This window comes from Pseudomonas sp. GW821-FHT09C10 (assembly GCF_059418085.1).
Window position 1 is genome coordinate 637986 of sequence record NZ_JBWKPE010000002.1, and the last position, 15961, is coordinate 653946.

Here is a 15961-nt window from a genome sequence, read left to right on the forward strand (position 1 = left end):
GATCATTCGCACAATGAACGGAGTTCAGCACGTGTTTTCGATTTCCCGCCGCCAACTGTCACTCATGGCCGCAGCCCTGACCCTGGCTGCCTGCCACACCCCGGTCAACGACCAGCCACCGGCACCGGAGTTGGGCTCGGGCTATCGCACCGACCTCAGCACCCGCCATGCCGAGCGCCATATGGCCGCCGCCGCCAACCCGCTGGCGGCCGAGGCCGGCCGCGAGATGTTGCGCCAGGGCGGCTCGGCCATTGACGCCGCCATTGCGATGCAGGCGGTGTTGACCCTGGTGGAACCACAATCCTCCGGCATTGGCGGCGGTGCGTTCATCATGCTGTGGGACGGGAAAAACGTGCACGCCTATGACGGCCGGGAAACGGCTCCGGCCGGGGCGACCGAGCGGTTGTTCCTGAACGCCGACGGCACGCCGATGGCCTTCACCGACGCGCAGATCGGCGGGCGTTCGGTGGGCACGCCCGGGGTGCTGCGGGCCCTGGAAATGGCCCATAGGAAGACCGGCCGCCTGCAATGGGCCAAGCTGTTCGAGCCGGCGATTCGCTTGTCGGAGCAGGGCTTCGCGATTTCACCGCGCTTGCACAGCCTGATCGCCGCAGACCGCTTTATCCAGCAATCGCCGGAGATGGCGGCCTACTTTCTGAATGCCGACGGCACGCCAAAAGCCGCCGGTACACGGCTGAAAAACCCGGCGCTGGCCGCTGTGTTCAAGCGCATCGCCAAGGAAGGACCGGACGCCTTGTACCACGGGCCGATTGCCGATGAGATTGCGCGCAAGGTGCAGGGCAACCGTAATGCCGGCAGCCTGAATCAAGCCGACCTCAAGGGCTACGTCGCCAAGGAACGCGTGCCGCTGTGCACCGATTACAAGCGCTGGAAAGTCTGCGGCATGCCGCCGCCGTCCTCAGGCGGGATTGCGGTTGCGCAGATGCTCGGCACATTGCAGGCCCTGGAAGCCCGCGACCCGCGCCTGGCCATCGCGCCGATGACACCGATAAAAAGCGCTTCGCCTGCCGGGCTTGAGCCCACGCCCGAGGCCGTGCACCTGATCGCCGAAGCCGGTCGCCTGGCCTTTGCCGACCGTGCGCTGTACGTGGCCGATGCGGACTTCACACCGGTGCCGGTGGCCGGCCTCGTGGCCCCGAACTACCTGGCACAGCGTGCCACGCTGATCGGCGAGCGCAGCATGGGCATCGCCAAGCCAGGCCGACCGGCCGGTATTCAAGTCGCGTATGCACCGGACCGTTCGCCGCTGCGCATCTCCACGTCACAAGTCGTCGCCGTAGATGACCTGGGTGGCGCCGTGTCGATGACCACCACGGTGGAAGCCGCGTTCGGTTCCCATGTGATGGTGCAGGGCTTCTTGCTCAATAACCAGATGACCGACTTCTCATTCATCCCCGAAGAAAACGGCCAGCCGGTCGCCAACCGCGTGCAACCCGGCAAACGCCCGCGCTCGGCGATGGCGCCGACCCTGGTGTTCGACCGCGAGAGCGGTGAATTGCTGGCTACGCTCGGTTCGCCGGGCGGCTCGCAAATCATCGAGTACGTGAGCAAATCCCTGGTGGCGCTGCTCGACTGGAACCTCGACCCGCAAGCCGCCATCGGCCTGCCCAATTTCGGCAGCCGCAATGGGGCTACCGAGTTGGAGGCCGGGTTGTTCAGCCCAGGCCTGAAGCAGGTATTGAAGGACAAGGGCCATGAGCTGAGCGAGATCGACATGACCAGCGGCATCCAGGCCATCGTGCTCAAGCGGGACGCCCTGGGCAAGGTGTCGCTCAGCGGCGGCGCCGACCCTCGGCGCGAAGGCGAGGCGCTCGGCGACTGATTTTATTGAACGGAGGTAAGCCCTTGCATCAGGCTGAAAATCTCGCTGCCATCCCTGGCATCGACCACGGTTTCTGTTCGATCGACGACCCACTGCGCCCGGATGAAGTGTTCATCTGCAAGCAAGTGCACAGCGCCTCGGTGATTGAATGGCAGGCGGGCCAGGTGGCCAATACGATCGAGGCCGATGGTGTGTTGACGCACCACACTCACCCGATCGCGGTGATCACCGCCGATTGCCTGCCCATTCTGTTCGCGTCGAAAACCGGCGAATGGGTGGCCGCAGTCCATGGCGGCTGGAAGGGGCTGCAACGCGGGATCATCGCCAACGTCATGCAGCGCTTTGCCGCCGAAGGGATTGCAGCCGACCAGCTGCAAGTAGCTATCGGCCCCTCGATCAAGCCGTGCTGTTATGAAGTGAGCGAAGGCTTTATCGCCGAGTTCCAGAGTGACCAAGGGCACCTGTGGCAACACGCCCAGGCGCCGTGGAGCTACGTGCAACCGGCACCGCTGCGGTCCCCGCAAATCAATCCGCCCCATGCAAGGCAAGCAGGCAGTGCGTGGTTTGACTTGAGCGGGTATGGGTTGTTGCTGCTGCAAGCGGCGGGTGTCAAGCGTGAGCAGATCGAAGTGAGCGAGGTGTGCACCTACTGTACGTCGCCGACGTTTGCCAGCTACCGCAGAAGGACGCATCAGCCGGCGGAAGCGAAGACGTTGATTTATTCGTGGATTGCTCGTAGACCCTGACGAATCTACGCCCCCTTGTGGCGAGCGGGCTCGCCACAGGTATTTATCCCATCCGTTAACGGCTGATCTTCAAACCCTTCCGCCCCGCATGCCGCTCCAACGCCAGCTCAATCAACCGGCTCACCAGCTCGCTGTAGCTCATGCCCGCTGCCTGCCACAGCTTGGGGTACATGCTGATGCGGGTGAAGCCGGGCAGTGAGTTGATTTCGTTGATCAGCACTTCACCATCGTCGGTCAGGAACACATCGACCCGCGCCAACCCTGCGCACCCCAACACCTCAAACGCCTCAAGGGCCAAGCGGCGAATACGCTCACTGGCTGCATGGCTGATATCAGCCGGCACCACCACCTGGGCCGCCTGGCCGTCGATGTATTTGCTGTCGTAGGAGTAAAAGCCGCTGTTCACCACGATCTCGCCGCAGCCGCTGGCCACAGGGTTTTCGTTGCCCAGCACGGCGCATTCAATTTCGCGGCCCTGAACCGCCGACTCCACCAGCACCTTTTGATCAAAACCCAGGGCCAGTTCAACCGCGGCGTGGTACTCAGCCTCGTTGCCAACCTTGCTCACGCCCACCGAAGAACCCTGGTTGGCCGGTTTGACGAACATTGGCAGGCCGAGTTTATTCACCGCTGTTTCAAAGGAAGTACGCGCGGCGTTGCTGCGGGTCAGGGTGATGAACGGCGTCACAGCAATGCCGGCATCGCGCAGCAGGCGTTTGCTGATGTCCTTGTCCATGCACACCGCCGAGCCGAGCACGTCGGAGCCGACGAAAGGCAGGTCAGCCATGCGCAACAGGCCTTGCAGGCAGCCGTCTTCGCCGAGGGTGCCGTGGACGATGGGGAAGATCACGTCGATGTGTGCCAGCAGGCCGTTGCCGGAGGTTTCCACCACCTGCTGGCTGGCCTTGCCGGGTACCACCGCCAGTTCGCGGTTGGATTGGTTGAGGGCGATGAGTGCCGGGTTTTCCTGGTTGATCAGGAAGTTCGAGGTGTCGTTGAGGTGCCAGTGGCCGGCCTTGTCGATGCCGATCAAAACCGGCTCGAAGCGGGTGCGGTCGAGTGCGTCGACAATATTGCGCGCCGACTGCAACGAGACTTCGTGCTCGGCCGAACGGCCACCAAAAATAATCCCTACCCGCACCTTGCTCATGACCCGGCCTCACTGTTGAAAGTAAGGCTTCTTACCACGGACGGTCAGCGATTCGCTACCAGGTGTGCGCCGAACAACACGTAGCAACCGCCGGCAAAACGGTCGAGCCATTTGCGCGAGCGGCTGTAGAGGTTGGCCATGTGTGCACTGGAAAACACCAGGGCCACGCAGGAATACCAGTTGAACGACAGGGTGGCCATGGTAATCACCGCCAGGGTCAGCAGCATCGGCGACGGCGACGGTGGCATGGTGGAGGCGAAGATGGTGGCGACGAACAACGCGGCCTTGGGGTTGGACAGATTGCCCAGCAACCCCAGGCGCCAGGCGGAAAACAACGAGCGGCGCGCTTCGTCCGGCAACAGGCTTTGGCCCATCGCCGGTGCCGAGCGCTTGAACAGTTTCAGCCCCAGGTAAATCAGGTAGCAGCCGCCGATGATCTTGAACGCCAGGTACAACATGGGCGCCGCGGTAAACAGCGATTTGATGCCCAGACCACCCGCCAGCCCCCACATGATCGTGCCGGTGGCCACGCCCGCCGACGCCACCACGCCATGACGGCGCGAACAACTGGCGGCCAACTGCGCGGCGTTGAAGAAGTTGGGACCCGGCGTCACCACCGCCACCGTCCACAGCAGGGCCAGCGAGACCAGAGGCGCCACATAGGTGGGGTTGATAAATTCCATGGGGCGGCTCCATCAGCGCAGGGCACGAGCAGGGAGCATAGACCTCGCCCGCCACCTGCACAATCGTACAAGACCCCGGCAGACAAGGGATGCAGACTGGGTTAACGTGTTTCCACCTCTTTTTGTGACAAGCCACCATGGGCAAACCGACCCGCAACTTCGACTGGCTGCACCGTGCCCCCCATGCCAGCGGCCTGGACCGTATCGAGGCGTACTTCGCCGGTTTCGCCTTCGACCCCCATCGCCATGACACCTATGCCATCGGGCGTACCTTGTCTGGCGTGCAGAGTTTTCACTACCGCGGCGACATGATCCACAGCCTGCCCGGCACGACCATGGTGCTTCACCCCGATGAGACCCACGACGGCCACGCCGGCAGTGACGAGGGTTTCAAGTACCGGATGATTTACGTGGAGCCGTCGCTGATCCAGCAGATCCTTGGCGGCAAGCCGTTGCCGTTTATCCCCGGCGGCTTGTCCACTGACCCCAGGCTGTTCCGCGCCAGCGATGTGCTGCTGCAAAACCTGGATAACCCCATCGACCCATTGCAGGAACAGGACGCGATGTTCGACCTGGCCCACGCGCTGAGCAACGCCGCGGGCGCCATCGTCAGCCGCAAGGCGTTCGATTACGTCGCCGCCGAGCGCGCCCGGGAGTTTATCCACAGCGCCCTGGGCCGCAGCATCACCCTGGACGAAATGGCCGACCACGCCGGCCGCGACCGCTGGGCATTGTCACGGGACTTTCGCGTGCTGTTCGGCACCAGCCCCTATCGCTACCTGACGATGCGCCGGCTGGACCTGGTGCGCAGTCTGCTGGCGCAGGGGCAGTCGCTGGTGGACGCGGCGCTGACCGCCGGCTTCACCGACCAGAGCCACATGACCCGGCAATTTCGCAGCACCTACGGTATGCCGCCGTCGCGATGGGTGAAAATGCTAGGGCGCTGAGTACGCTTATAGCGAATGCCCATCGATGGGCTCGCCGATGCTCAGGAAATGCCCACCCGCTACATGGTGCAAGGTGCGTAACTGATCATGCCCTTCGAAGTGCCAGCGGCCTTCGCTGAACACACGCTCGTCGGCATAGGCCGCAACCACTTCGCCGAGGAACAGGTCATAGGCCTGCTGGTTGTGGGGCTCGGGGAGCAAGCGGCATTCCAGCCAGGCTACACAGCCTTCCAGCAACGGCGCCTCAGTGTGTTCACCGCTGAAGGTTTGCAGGCCATAAGCGGCAAACTTGTCACGCTCGGTGCCGGTGGTATTGCCGACCGTCTGCACGAGGTCGACCTGGGCCACACAGGGCACCTGCAGCACGAAGCTGCCGGCACCTTCCAGCAATTGGCGAGTCCAGGTGGCCTTGTCCAACACCACGGCGACTTTCGGCGGTTCGAAATCCAGCGGCATGGCCCAGGCGGCCGCCATGATATTGCGCTGGCCGTTGTGGGCCGCACTCACCAGCACGGTTGGCCCGTGGTTGAGCAAACGATAAGCCTTGGGCAACGGAACGGGGCGGCAGTGGGTAGGGCTCATGGAGGATCGGCTCTTCAAACGAAAAAACCTACGATACCTCAAGCATCAGCCCCATGGATCAGCTCGACAGTTGGTTAGCGAATTGTCCTACGGCGCTGACCACCTTCTGTGCGCCGTCCTGGATCTCCACGATCACCGTGCCCGCTTCCGCCGCCAGGGCCAGGCCTTGCTCGGCTTGCAGGCGGCCGTCGGTCATCAGGGCCACCGCGTCGCGGGCCATATCCTGGTTCTGACGCACCACACCAACAATTTCCTCGGTGGCTTTGCTGGTCCGTGATGCCAACTGGCGCACCTCATCGGCCACCACCGCAAAGCCCCGGCCTTGCTCGCCGGCACGTGCCGCTTCGATGGCCGCGTTGAGCGCCAGCAAATTGGTCTGTTCGGCAATGCCGCTGATGGTCTTGACGATGGTGCCGATCACTTGGGATTGCGCGTTCAGTGCCTCGATGCCTTCACCCGCCGCCTGCATGTGCGTGGCCAGGTCGCGCATCACCTCCACCGCCTGCGTCACCACGGTGGTACCGCGCTGGGCGCTGTCGTCGGTATGCAACGAGGTGCTGTAGGCAATGTTCGCGGCCTCGGCCACGGCTTGCTCCCGATTGACCTGATCGGTAATCACCGTGGCGAACTTGACCACTTTGTACAAACGGTCATTGGCGTCCAGCACCGGATTGTAGGTGGCTTCCAGCCACACCACGCGGCCATGGCTGTCCACACGCTTGAAGCGCGCTGCGACGAATTCACCGGCGTTCAGGCGTTTCCAGAAATGCTGATACTCGGCGCTGTTGTACTCCTGCGGTTCACAGAAGATACGGTGATGCTTGCCCTGGATCTGCGCCAGGCTGTAGCCCATGCCGTTGAGGAAACGGTCGTTCGCGGTCAGCACATGCCCATCCAGGTCGAACTCGATCACGGCGGTGGAACGCACCAGCGCGGTGATCAGGTTTTCATGCTCGCGCGACGCTTCGATGGTGCGGGTGAGGTCGCTGGAGTAAATCGAAAAGTGCTTGATGCGCCCATCGGAACTGCGCACCGGCTGCACAATCGAGCGCAACCAGGCTTCCTGCCCGTTGCCGCGCATCAGGCGTACGGCGCCGGCGAAATGCTCACCACGCAGCAGGGCGTTCTTGAAGCGCTGCTGGAATTCATCCTGGCGCACATGGGCGGGCACCAGGTCTTCGATGGGGCGCCCCAGCAGCGTGGAACTCTGGTAGACCAGTTCCTGCAGAAAGTTGGCATTGGCCCATTCAACCCGACCTTCTGCGTCCAGCGTCAGGCAGAGCATTTCGCTTTCCAGGCTCTCCCTGACCTGTTGCAAGCTGGACAGTTCTTCGCGAAGAGCGGACAGCTCCTGCTTCAAGCGGGTGTTAAACATAGGGCACCGAGGTCGATGGGAGAGAAGTATCAGATCTGCATCGGCCCTATGGGCTGTTTCTGAAGCGAACTCAGGCGCTACACCCCACTCTTTTTTTTGACGCCATTAACTGCCGTTATTCCGGCACACGCCCATGACTTGGTACTCCAACGTGGTGAGCTTGCCGCTGGAGTCTTCATAGGTCATGCGCGAAGGCACGGTATTGCACGCGCGGATCGGCGGCGTCACGTTGACCACCTTGGCAATGTCCAGGTCCATGCCATAGCGATACACCTGGACCTGGGGCGCCGGCTTACCATTTTTCTCGGCGTAGGCGGCCATGGCTTTTTCATTGCGTTCCATCATCAGGGCAAAGGTCCGGTCACCCCCGCCTTCGGCCAATGCACCGAATGACAGGACGGCCGTTAGTACACCCACGCCTGCGGTAGAAAAGTTCATCACCTGTTCCTCGACTGAAAGTTCAGTACCGAGACTAACGAACCAACCCTGACGCGATGTTCACCAGAACATTACTTATTTGTTAGGTGGCGACGAGCTTCCAGAATTGTAATGTTCACGCCACCCAATCGTTATCCACGGTTTGCAACTATCAGCCCGGGCCAGATCAATAAGAACGCCCGCCTCCATAAGAAGCTGATAACTGCCAACACCGAGGAGCGAAACATGCGGATCCGTTACTACACCCTTCCCCTTTCACTGATCGCCACATTGCCCCTGGCAGCCGTGGCCGCGGAAGACAAACCTGAAGGGTTTATCGAAGGCAGCAGCGTGAACGTGCTGGCGCGCAATTTTTACTTCAACCGCGATGACCGCAAGGGCCAATCCAGCCCCACCGGTAACGGCTATTCCGAAGCCTGGGCCCAGGGACTGATCGGTAAATTCGAATCCGGCTTTACCCAGGGCACCGTAGGGTTCGGCCTGGACGCCTTCGCCATGGTCGGCGTGAAGCTCGACTCGGGCACCGGCCGCAGCGGCGGCAAGGGCTCGTTCGGCGTGCTGCCGGTGGACAGCAACAACCATCCCGAAGACAACTACAGCAAGGTCGGCGGCGCGGCGAAACTGCGGGTATTGGACACGGTGATCAAGGCCGGCGACGTGTTCCCGCTGACCCCCGTGGTGGCCTACGGCGATTCGCGGGTGTTGCCGGAAAGCTTCCGTGGCGTGACGTTGCAGAACACCAGCCTGGAAGGCCTGACCTTGCAGGGCGGGCGTCTGAGCGGCATGAGCCAGCCCAACGAAAGCGGCATGAACAAGGGCTTTGCGACGTTTTATGCAGGCCCCGTGGACTCGCCCTGGATCGGCTATGCCGGTGGTGATTACCAACTCAACAAACACCTGAGCCTGAGCCTGTACAGCAGCCGCCTGAAGGACGCCTGGGACCAGTACTACGTGGGCAGCGCCGCCAGTTACCCGCTGAACGAAGACGTTTCGCTGTTCGGCGACATCAACTACTACAAGGCCGTGGACGAAGGCAAAAAGCTGCTGGGTGAATTCGATAACAGCATCTGGAGCGCCCGGCTCGGCGTGAAGGTGGGCGCCCACAGCCTGGCCGTGTCGCACCAGCGCAACAACGGCGACGACGACTTCGATTACCTGCGCCAGTCGGACTCGATCTTCCTCAACAACTCGATCCAGTACAGCGACTTCAACTCGCCCAAGGAGCGCTCGTGGATGCTGCGCTACGACCTGGACATGCAGCCATTCGGCATTCCCGGCCTGTCGTTCATGACCCGCTACGGCAAGGGCACCGGCGCCGACTACAGCAATGCCAACGCGGTGTATATGCGCCGCGATGCCGCCGGCGACCCGCTCACCGACCAACGCCGCTGGGAGCGGGATATCGAAGCCAAGTACGTGGTGCAAAGCGGCAATTTGAAGGACTTATCGCTGCGACTGCGCCAGGCCACCGTGCGCTCGAGTTCATTCGAGTCCGACCTTGAAGAAGTCCGCGTCATTATCGAATACCCACTGGCGGTGCTTTAAGACGCGCTTACATTCACTTGCCGATGCCCTACATCTGTTCACAGGTTGAAGTCTGTCAGAACTGTAATATCGGCCTCACCTTCTCGTTAAGTTGCACTTTTTATACTGCGCATCGAACACCTCTCATCTCTGCGGCTTTTGTGTAGCTCCTTTGGAACAGAGATGAATTTTATACGCCCCAGCCGGGGCGTTTTTTTTGCGTGCCCGTTCAGTGACGAATCGTCGCACCGGCCTGACGCAGCTTGACCCTAAAGCTACTCCAGGCTTCAGAGTTTTCCTACAGCCCATTCAAGCCTCTATGAGGCCATCTCCTTTCGTTTTCCTTGAAGGTAAATCCCCATGCGTATCCTTGTGGTTGAGGACGAGCAGAAAACCGCCGATTACTTGCAGCAAGGCCTGACCGAAAGTGGCTACGTCGTCGATTGCGCCGCCAGCGGCATCGACGGCCTGCACCTGGCCCGGCAGCACACCTACGAACTGGTGATCCTCGACGTGAACCTGCCCAACACCGACGGCTGGGAGGTACTGGAACAACTGCGCCGGGACGGCAACCAGCGCGTGATGATGCTGACCGCGCGCGGCCGCCTGGCCGACAAGATCAAGGGCCTGGACATGGGCGCCGACGATTACCTGGTCAAACCCTTCGAGTTCCCCGAACTGCTGGCCCGTGTGCGCACCTTGCTGCGCCGCAGCGAACATATCCCGCTGCCGGATGTGCTGCGCGTCGCGGACCTGGAGCTGGACCCGCGTCGCCATCGCGCCTATCGCGGCAGCCGGCGCATCGACCTGACCACCAAGGAGTTCGCCCTGCTGCACGTGTTGATGCGCCAGGCCGGCGAGGTAATGACCCGCACGCAGATCATCTCGCTGGTGTGGGACATGAACTTCGACTGCGACACCAACGTGGTCGAGGTCTCCATCAGCCGCCTGCGGGGCAAGGTCGATGACCAGAGCGAGGTCAAGCTGATCCACACCATTCGCGGCGTGGGTTATGTGCTGGAGGCGCGCCAATGAGGACCAGCAGTCTGTCGATGCGCCTGGGGCTGACGGTCAGCCTCATGGGCGCCGGGCTGGTGGTGCTGCTGGCGACCCTGGCCTACCTGGCCTTGACCCATGAGCTGGAAAAGCTCGCGTGCAAGGGCCTGGAAAGCAAGATGGAACAGCTCCAGCACAGCCTCGCGCTGGGCCTGGACACCCACGCAATCAAAGCCCGCCCCCACTCGTTGCTGGACCTGGTGATGGGCCACGACAATTTCTACCTGACCATCGTCGGCACCGCACCCGATAACGCGGTGCTGCTCAGTGTCGGTGCCAAACCCCAGGAACCGTTGCTGACCGACTTTTCCCCCCGGGAAACCCTCGGTTACCTCAACTGGCAAGACCAAGACGGCAACCAGGTACTCAGTGCCTCCAGCCTGATGCGCCTGGCCAGCGGCGAGCGCGTACGGGTGTTGCTGTCGCTGGACCGCAGGGATGACCAGGCGCTGCTCAGTGCCTACCTGCGCGCTACCCTCATCGCCCTGCCGATGCTGTTGATCCTGATTGGCATGGGCGCCTGGTGGCTGGTGCAGCGTGGGTTGGCACCGTTGAAGCAGTTCAGCCATGTCGCGGCAAAGGTAACGACCCAGGACCTGACCCACCGCTTATCCATCGACAACCTGCCCCAGGAGCTGGGCGAGTTGGCGCAAAGCATCAACGTAATGCTGCGTCGCCTGGACGCCGGTGTGCAGCAGCTGTCGCAGTTCTCCGACGACCTCGCCCACGAGCTGCGCGCGCCGCTGACCAACCTGATGGGCAAGGCCCAGGTGACCCTGTCCCGCGAACGGCCCTCGGAGGAATACAAGGCGGGGCTGGAATCCTGCACCGAGGAAATGGAACGCCTGTCGCGCATCGTCTCCGACATGCTGTTCCTGGCCCAGGTCAGCCATCCGGCGGCGCGGGCCGGGTTTGGCCCGGTGTCATTGGGTGAAGAAGCACAACGGGTGATGGCGCTGTTCGCCCTCAGCGCCGAAGACAAACACGTGACCCTCAACCTGCGCGGCGACGCCTGGGTGACGGGCGATCGCCTGATGATCCAGCGGGCGATTTCCAACCTGCTGTCCAATGCCATCCGCCATACGCCCGAAGGCTCCAGCGTGCTGCTGCTGGTGGAGACCTACGACCAGAGCGTGGCGTTGTCGGTGGGCAACCCCGGGCGTGGTATCGAAGCGCACCACCTGCCGCATCTGTTCGAACGTTTCTACCGCGCCGACAGCAGCCGCACCCGCGCCGAAGGTGGCACGGGGCTGGGGCTGGCCATTGTGCAGTCGATCATGCAGCTGCATCAGGGGCACGCCGACGTCAGCAGCCAGCCAGGCCGGTTTACACGGTTCAGCCTGGTGTTTCCTCTTCCTTGCGATGGGCCCACTGGTACAACGCCGGCAGCACCAGCAAGGTCAGCAAGGTAGAAGAAATGATCCCGCCGATCACCACCGTCGCCAACGGACGTTGCACTTCGGCGCCGGTGCCGGTGGCCAGGGCCATGGGGATAAAGCCCAGGGAGGCCACCAGTGCGGTCATCAATACCGGGCGCAGGCGGGTCAGCGCGCCCTCGTGGATAGCCACCGACAGCGAGCGTCCTTCCTCGCGCAGGTTGCGGATGAAGGCAATCATCACCAGGCCGTTGAGCACCGCCACGCCGGACAAGGCGATAAAGCCCACGCCTGCCGAGATCGACAGCGGAATATCGCGCAGCCACAGCGCCATGATGCCGCCGGTCAACGCGAACGGAATCCCGGTAAACACCAGCAGCCCGTCCTTGAGGTTGTTGAACATCATGAACAGCAACCCGAACACCAGCAGCAACGCCACCGGCACCACGATTTGCAAACGCTCGGCGGCTTCCTTCAACTGTTCGAACTGGCCGCCCCAGGCGGTCCAGTAACCCGCTGGCACTTTCACCTGCGACGTGATCGCCGCCTCAGCCTCTTCCACGAACGACCCCATATCCCGCCCGCGCACGTTGGCACTGACGATCACCAGGCGCTTGCCGTTCTCGCGGCTGATCTGGTTCGGGCCGAGCACCAGGTCCAGGCTGGCGACCTGGGACAACGCAATGAACCCCAACTGCCCCGCCGCACTCCCGGCCAGCGCCGGCACTGGAATCAACAGCCGCGACAAGCCGTCGATATCAGTACGCAGCGCGTCGGACAAGCGCACGACCATGTCGAAACGCCGGTCACCTTCATACAGGGTACCGGCCTGGCGCCCACCGACGGCGACGGCAATGGTGTCCTGCACATCGCCGACATTCAGGCCAAAGCGCGCGGCTTTGTCACGGTCGATATTGATGGTCAGCACCGGTAGGCCGGACGTCTGTTCGACCTTCACTTCCGACGCGCCATCGAGGCCTTGCAGGGTCTCGGCAATGTCCGCGGCGGTGGTGTTGAGCACCGCCATGTCGTCGCCGAACACCTTCACCGCCACATCACTGCGCACCCCGGAAATCAGCTCGTTGAAACGCAGCTGGATCGGTTGCGACAGCTCGTACGCACTGCCCGGCACAATCGCACTGGCGCGCTGGATATCGGCGATCAGGGTTTCGCGGGATTTGTTCGGGTCCGGCCATTGCGCCTTCGGTTTAAGCATCACGTAGCTGTCGGAAATATTCGGCGGCATCGGGTCGGAGGCGATTTCCGCCGTACCGGTACGGGCGAATACCCGTTCGATTTCCGGCACCTGGGCCATCAGGTTTTTTTCCAGTTGCTGCTGCATCTGCACCGATTGCGTCAGGCTGGTGCCGGGCACGCGCAGGGCCTGTTGGGCGAAGTCGCCCTCGCTGAGGCTGGGGATAAACTCACTGCCCATGCGGCTGGCCACCACGCCCGACGCAACAATGGTCAGCACGGCCAAGCCGAACACCAGTGGCCGGCGCGCCATCACCCAATCCAGCACCGGCCCATAGGCCCGGCGCGCGGTACGCATCACCAGGTTTTCTTCTTCCTTGACCTTGCCGGTCACGAACAGCGCAATCGCCGCAGGCACGAAGGTCACCGACAAAATCATCGCCCCCAACAACGCGATCACCACGGTGAACGCCATGGGGTGGAACATCTTCCCGGCCACCCCGGTAAGGGCGAAGATCGGCAGGTACACGACCATGATGATCAGCTGCCCGAAGATCAGCGCACGCCGCGCTTCCTTGGCCGCCGCGAACACCTCGTGCAGGCGCTCGCTGCGGGTCAGCAGGCGGCCATGGCGCTGCTGCGCATGGGCCAGGCGGCGGATGGCGTTCTCGACGATCACCACCGCGCCGTCGACGATGATGCCGAAGTCCAGCGCGCCGAGGCTCATCAGGTTGGCGCTGACTTTGTGGGTGAACATGCCGGTAAAGGTGAACAACATCGCCAGGGGAATCACCATCGCGGTGATCAGCGCCGCGCGGATATTGCCGAGGAACAGGAACAGCACCGCGACCACCAGCAGCGCACCCTCGAAGAGGTTTTTCTTCACCGTGGCAATGGCTTTTTCGACAAGGTTGGTGCGGTCGTAGACGGTCACCGCCACCACGCCTTCGGGCAGCGAACGGTTGATTTGTTCAAGCCTGGACGCCACCGCCTGGGACACCGTGCGGCTGTTTTCTCCGATCAACATAAACACCGTGCCCAGCACCACTTCGCGGCCGTTTTCCGTGGCGGCGCCGGTCCGCAGTTCACGGCCGATCTCGACCTGGGCGACATTGCGCACGCGGATTGGCGTGCCATCGGACGTGGTGATGACAATATTGGCGATGTCGTCGATGGACGCCACCTGCCCCGGCGCGCGGATCAACAATTGCTCGCCGCTGCGCTCGATGTAGCCGGCGCCGACGTTGGCGTTGTTGCGCTCCAGCGCCGTGACCAGATCGTTCAAGGTCAGGTTGTAGGCCGCCAGGCGCTTGGGGTCGGGGGCGATCTGGTATTCCTTGGCGAAGCCGCCGATGGTGTTGATCTCGGCTACACCGGGCACGTTGCGCAGTTGCGGCTTGATGATCCAGTCCTGGATCACCCGCAGGTCGGTCGGCGTGTAGGGCGTGCCGTCGTCCTTGCGTGCGCCCTCCTCGGCCTCCACGGTCCACAGGAAAATTTCCCCGAGGCCGGTGGAAATCGGCCCCATCGCGGTTTCAATCCCCACAGGCAATTGCTCGCGGGCCACTTGCAGGCGCTCGTTGACCAACTGGCGGGCGAAGAACAGGTCGGTGCCGTCCTTGAAGATCACCGTCACCTGGGACAAGCCGGAGCGTGACAGCGAACGGGTCTGCTGCAGCCCCGGCAAGCCGGCCATCGCGGTTTCGATGGGAAAGGTAATGCGCTGCTCGGTCTCCAGCGGCGAAAAACCGGCCGCCGCCGAGTTGATCTGCACCTGCACATTGGTGATGTCGGGCACCGCGTCGATGGGCAGTTTCTGATAGCTGGCAATGCCGACACCGGCCATCAACAGCACCGCCAGCAGCACGATGATGCGCTGCTCGATGGCGAATTGGATAAGGCGCTCAAACATGGGAAATCACTCGCAGGATCAATGGGCGTGCTCGGCCGAGCCCTTGCCCAATTCGGACTTGAGGATGAAGCTGCCGGTGGTGGCCACCTGGGCTCCGGCCTCCAGGCCCTGGCGCACTTCGACGTAGCCGTTTTCACTGGCGCCAAGCTCGAGATGGCGGGTGATAAAACCGTCTGGGGTGCGTACGAAGACCGAGGGTTTTTCCTCGACGGTCTGGATCGCCGTTTGCGGCACGGTGACCTTGGCCTGGTAAGTGTCGGTGGCCAGTTGCACGGTGACGAACAGTCCTGGGCGCCAGGCGTCGTCGGGGTTGGCCACCGTCACACGCACGGTGGCGGTGCGCGTTTGCTCGCCGAGTAAATTGCCGACATAGGCCACGGTGCCCTGCACGTCGGTGCCCATTTCCGTGGAGCTGACCTTCACCGGTTTGCCGAGCCGGACCTTGTTCAAATCCTTGGGAAATACGCCGAAGGTGACCCACACCTGGGACAAGTCAGACAGCGTGAAGGCGTTACTGGTCTCGCTCACCACCTCGCCGACACCGAGGTGCTTTTCCACCACCACGCCTGTGAACGGCGCACGCAGTTCGTAACGATTGCCGCCGGCCAGCACGGTGTTGCCGCTGAGCGCGGTCATCTTTTGGCGGGCATTGTTCAGCGCGATTTCGGCTTCTTGCAGGGTTTGGCGCGCCAGCAGGTAATCCTGCTCGGCGGAAATCTTGTCCTGCCACAGCTGGCGTTCACGCTGGAAGGTAATACGCGCCAGTTCAACCCGACGCTCGCTGGCCGCCAGCTCACTGCGCTGGTCGGAAATCTGCTGGCTGGCGATCACCGCGAGCAACTCGCCCTTCTTCACCGCCTGGCCAAGATTGACGTTCACGGATTCCACCACACCGGCCGCGCGCGGGACGATATGCGAGGTACGGTCTTCGTCGAAACGCACCTCCCCCGGCAGCGTCAGCAATGTGCTGATCGACCGGGGTTGGGCCTCGGCGAGCTCGATGCCGGCGGCCTGGATTTGTTGTTCAGTCAGCTCGAGGGTGCCTTCTTCTTCCTCGGCGTTGGCCACGCCGGACAGCATCAGGCCCAAGGCGACGGCAAGCGCCACGCCGTGTCGTTTATTCATAAGGCACTCC

13 protein-coding genes and 1 pseudogene are annotated in these 15961 nt (G+C 62.6%); 6 read left to right on the forward strand and 8 right to left on the reverse strand.

Annotation, left to right across the window (positions count from 1 at the left end; all coding sequences use genetic code 11):
* Nucleotides 1-13: 13 nt before the first annotated feature.
* Both ggt and pgeF read left to right on the forward strand, forming a co-directional pair.
* Entirely contained in the window at nt 14-1843 is a 1830-nt protein-coding gene (gene ggt, locus AC07OT_RS06770; protein ID WP_495107740.1) for a gamma-glutamyltransferase, read from the forward strand.
* Between the two features lie 23 nt (nt 1844-1866).
* Entirely contained in the window at nt 1867-2589 is a 723-nt protein-coding gene (gene pgeF, locus AC07OT_RS06775) for a peptidoglycan editing factor PgeF (protein ID WP_495107741.1), read from the forward strand.
* 55 nt (nt 2590-2644) lie between these two features.
* On the opposite strand, the gene ddlA is transcribed toward pgeF, so the two are convergent.
* Together ddlA and AC07OT_RS06785 are read right to left on the reverse strand one after the other, a co-directional pair.
* Nucleotides 2645-3739: a D-alanine--D-alanine ligase gene (ddlA, locus tag AC07OT_RS06780; protein WP_027606935.1), complete on the reverse strand. Its 1095-nt coding sequence runs from the start codon at nt 3737-3739 to the stop codon at nt 2645-2647.
* A gap of 44 nt (nt 3740-3783) precedes the next feature.
* A complete protein-coding gene (locus AC07OT_RS06785; RefSeq protein WP_495107742.1) occupies nt 3784-4422 on the reverse strand; it encodes a LysE family transporter in 639 nt (212 codons plus the stop codon).
* Between the two features lie 137 nt (nt 4423-4559).
* On the opposite strand from AC07OT_RS06785, the gene AC07OT_RS06790 reads away from it, so the two are divergent.
* Nucleotides 4560-5369, forward strand: coding sequence for an AraC family transcriptional regulator (locus tag AC07OT_RS06790; RefSeq protein WP_065938415.1), 810 nt, complete (start codon nt 4560-4562; stop codon nt 5367-5369).
* A 6-nt stretch (nt 5370-5375) separates the two neighbouring features.
* Here AC07OT_RS06790 and AC07OT_RS06795 read toward each other — a convergent pair whose 3' ends face one another.
* The 4 genes and pseudogenes from AC07OT_RS06795 to AC07OT_RS06810 form a co-directional block, all read right to left on the reverse strand.
* The gene (locus AC07OT_RS06795; protein WP_495107743.1) at nt 5376-5951 is read right to left on the reverse strand and encodes a flavin reductase family protein; all 576 of its coding nucleotides are present in this window, start codon (nt 5949-5951) and stop codon (nt 5376-5378) included.
* Nucleotides 5952-6009: 58 nt separating this feature from the next.
* The gene (locus AC07OT_RS06800) at nt 6010-6441 is read right to left on the reverse strand and encodes a methyl-accepting chemotaxis protein (protein WP_371263385.1); all 432 of its coding nucleotides are present in this window, start codon (nt 6439-6441) and stop codon (nt 6010-6012) included.
* Between the two features lie 108 nt (nt 6442-6549).
* A pseudogene (locus tag AC07OT_RS06805) lies at nt 6550-7326 on the reverse strand (PAS domain-containing protein); the annotation flags it as partial.
* A 105-nt stretch (nt 7327-7431) separates the two neighbouring features.
* Entirely contained in the window at nt 7432-7764 is a 333-nt protein-coding gene (locus tag AC07OT_RS06810; protein ID WP_414887071.1) for a DUF2790 domain-containing protein, read from the reverse strand.
* Between the two features lie 225 nt (nt 7765-7989).
* Between AC07OT_RS06810 and AC07OT_RS06815 the strand changes: the two genes are divergently transcribed.
* From AC07OT_RS06815 to AC07OT_RS06825, 3 genes are all read left to right on the forward strand, one after another.
* Entirely contained in the window at nt 7990-9309 is a 1320-nt protein-coding gene (locus tag AC07OT_RS06815) for an OprD family porin (RefSeq protein ID WP_065938412.1), read from the forward strand.
* A gap of 339 nt (nt 9310-9648) precedes the next feature.
* On the forward strand, nt 9649-10323 hold the full coding sequence (locus tag AC07OT_RS06820) for a heavy metal response regulator transcription factor (protein ID WP_027606942.1): 675 nt from the start codon (nt 9649-9651) through the stop codon (nt 10321-10323).
* Nucleotides 10320-11756, forward strand: coding sequence for a heavy metal sensor histidine kinase (locus tag AC07OT_RS06825; protein WP_495107744.1), 1437 nt, complete (start codon nt 10320-10322; stop codon nt 11754-11756). The genes AC07OT_RS06820 and AC07OT_RS06825 overlap by 4 nt, the downstream gene beginning before the upstream one ends.
* On the opposite strand, the gene AC07OT_RS06830 is transcribed toward AC07OT_RS06825, so the two are convergent.
* Together AC07OT_RS06830 and AC07OT_RS06835 are read right to left on the reverse strand one after the other, a co-directional pair.
* Entirely contained in the window at nt 11680-14826 is a 3147-nt protein-coding gene (locus tag AC07OT_RS06830; RefSeq protein ID WP_495107745.1) for a CusA/CzcA family heavy metal efflux RND transporter, read from the reverse strand. The two genes, AC07OT_RS06825 and AC07OT_RS06830, sit on opposite strands and share 77 nt — an antisense overlap.
* Nucleotides 14827-14844: 18 nt before the next feature.
* Nucleotides 14845-15951, reverse strand: coding sequence for an efflux RND transporter periplasmic adaptor subunit (locus AC07OT_RS06835; RefSeq protein WP_495107746.1), 1107 nt, complete (start codon nt 15949-15951; stop codon nt 14845-14847).
* Nucleotides 15952-15961 lie beyond the last annotated feature (10 nt).

What these genes read in the sequence shown, in the direction of transcription:
- AC07OT_RS06820 (WP_027606942.1), top strand. Translation starts at nt 9,649, where the DNA reads ATGCGTATCCTTGTGGTTGAGGACGAGCAGAAAACCGCCGATTACTTG.
- AC07OT_RS06795 (WP_495107743.1), bottom strand. Translation starts at nt 5,951, where the DNA reads ATGAGCCCTACCCACTGCCGCCCCGTTCCGTTGCCCAAGGCTTATCGT.
- AC07OT_RS06790 (WP_065938415.1), top strand. Translation starts at nt 4,560, where the DNA reads ATGGGCAAACCGACCCGCAACTTCGACTGGCTGCACCGTGCCCCCCAT.
- AC07OT_RS06800 (WP_371263385.1), bottom strand. Translation starts at nt 6,441, where the DNA reads ATGCGCGACCTGGCCACGCACATGCAGGCGGCGGGTGAAGGCATCGAG.
- ggt (WP_495107740.1), top strand. Translation starts at nt 14, where the DNA reads ATGAACGGAGTTCAGCACGTGTTTTCGATTTCCCGCCGCCAACTGTCA.
- ddlA (WP_027606935.1), bottom strand. Translation starts at nt 3,739, where the DNA reads ATGAGCAAGGTGCGGGTAGGGATTATTTTTGGTGGCCGTTCGGCCGAG.
- AC07OT_RS06825 (WP_495107744.1), top strand. Translation starts at nt 10,320, where the DNA reads ATGAGGACCAGCAGTCTGTCGATGCGCCTGGGGCTGACGGTCAGCCTC.
- AC07OT_RS06810 (WP_414887071.1), bottom strand. Translation starts at nt 7,764, where the DNA reads ATGAACTTTTCTACCGCAGGCGTGGGTGTACTAACGGCCGTCCTGTCA.
- AC07OT_RS06830 (WP_495107745.1), bottom strand. Translation starts at nt 14,826, where the DNA reads ATGTTTGAGCGCCTTATCCAATTCGCCATCGAGCAGCGCATCATCGTG.
- AC07OT_RS06815 (WP_065938412.1), top strand. Translation starts at nt 7,990, where the DNA reads ATGCGGATCCGTTACTACACCCTTCCCCTTTCACTGATCGCCACATTG.
- AC07OT_RS06785 (WP_495107742.1), bottom strand. Translation starts at nt 4,422, where the DNA reads ATGGAATTTATCAACCCCACCTATGTGGCGCCTCTGGTCTCGCTGGCC.
- AC07OT_RS06835 (WP_495107746.1), bottom strand. Translation starts at nt 15,951, where the DNA reads ATGAATAAACGACACGGCGTGGCGCTTGCCGTCGCCTTGGGCCTGATG.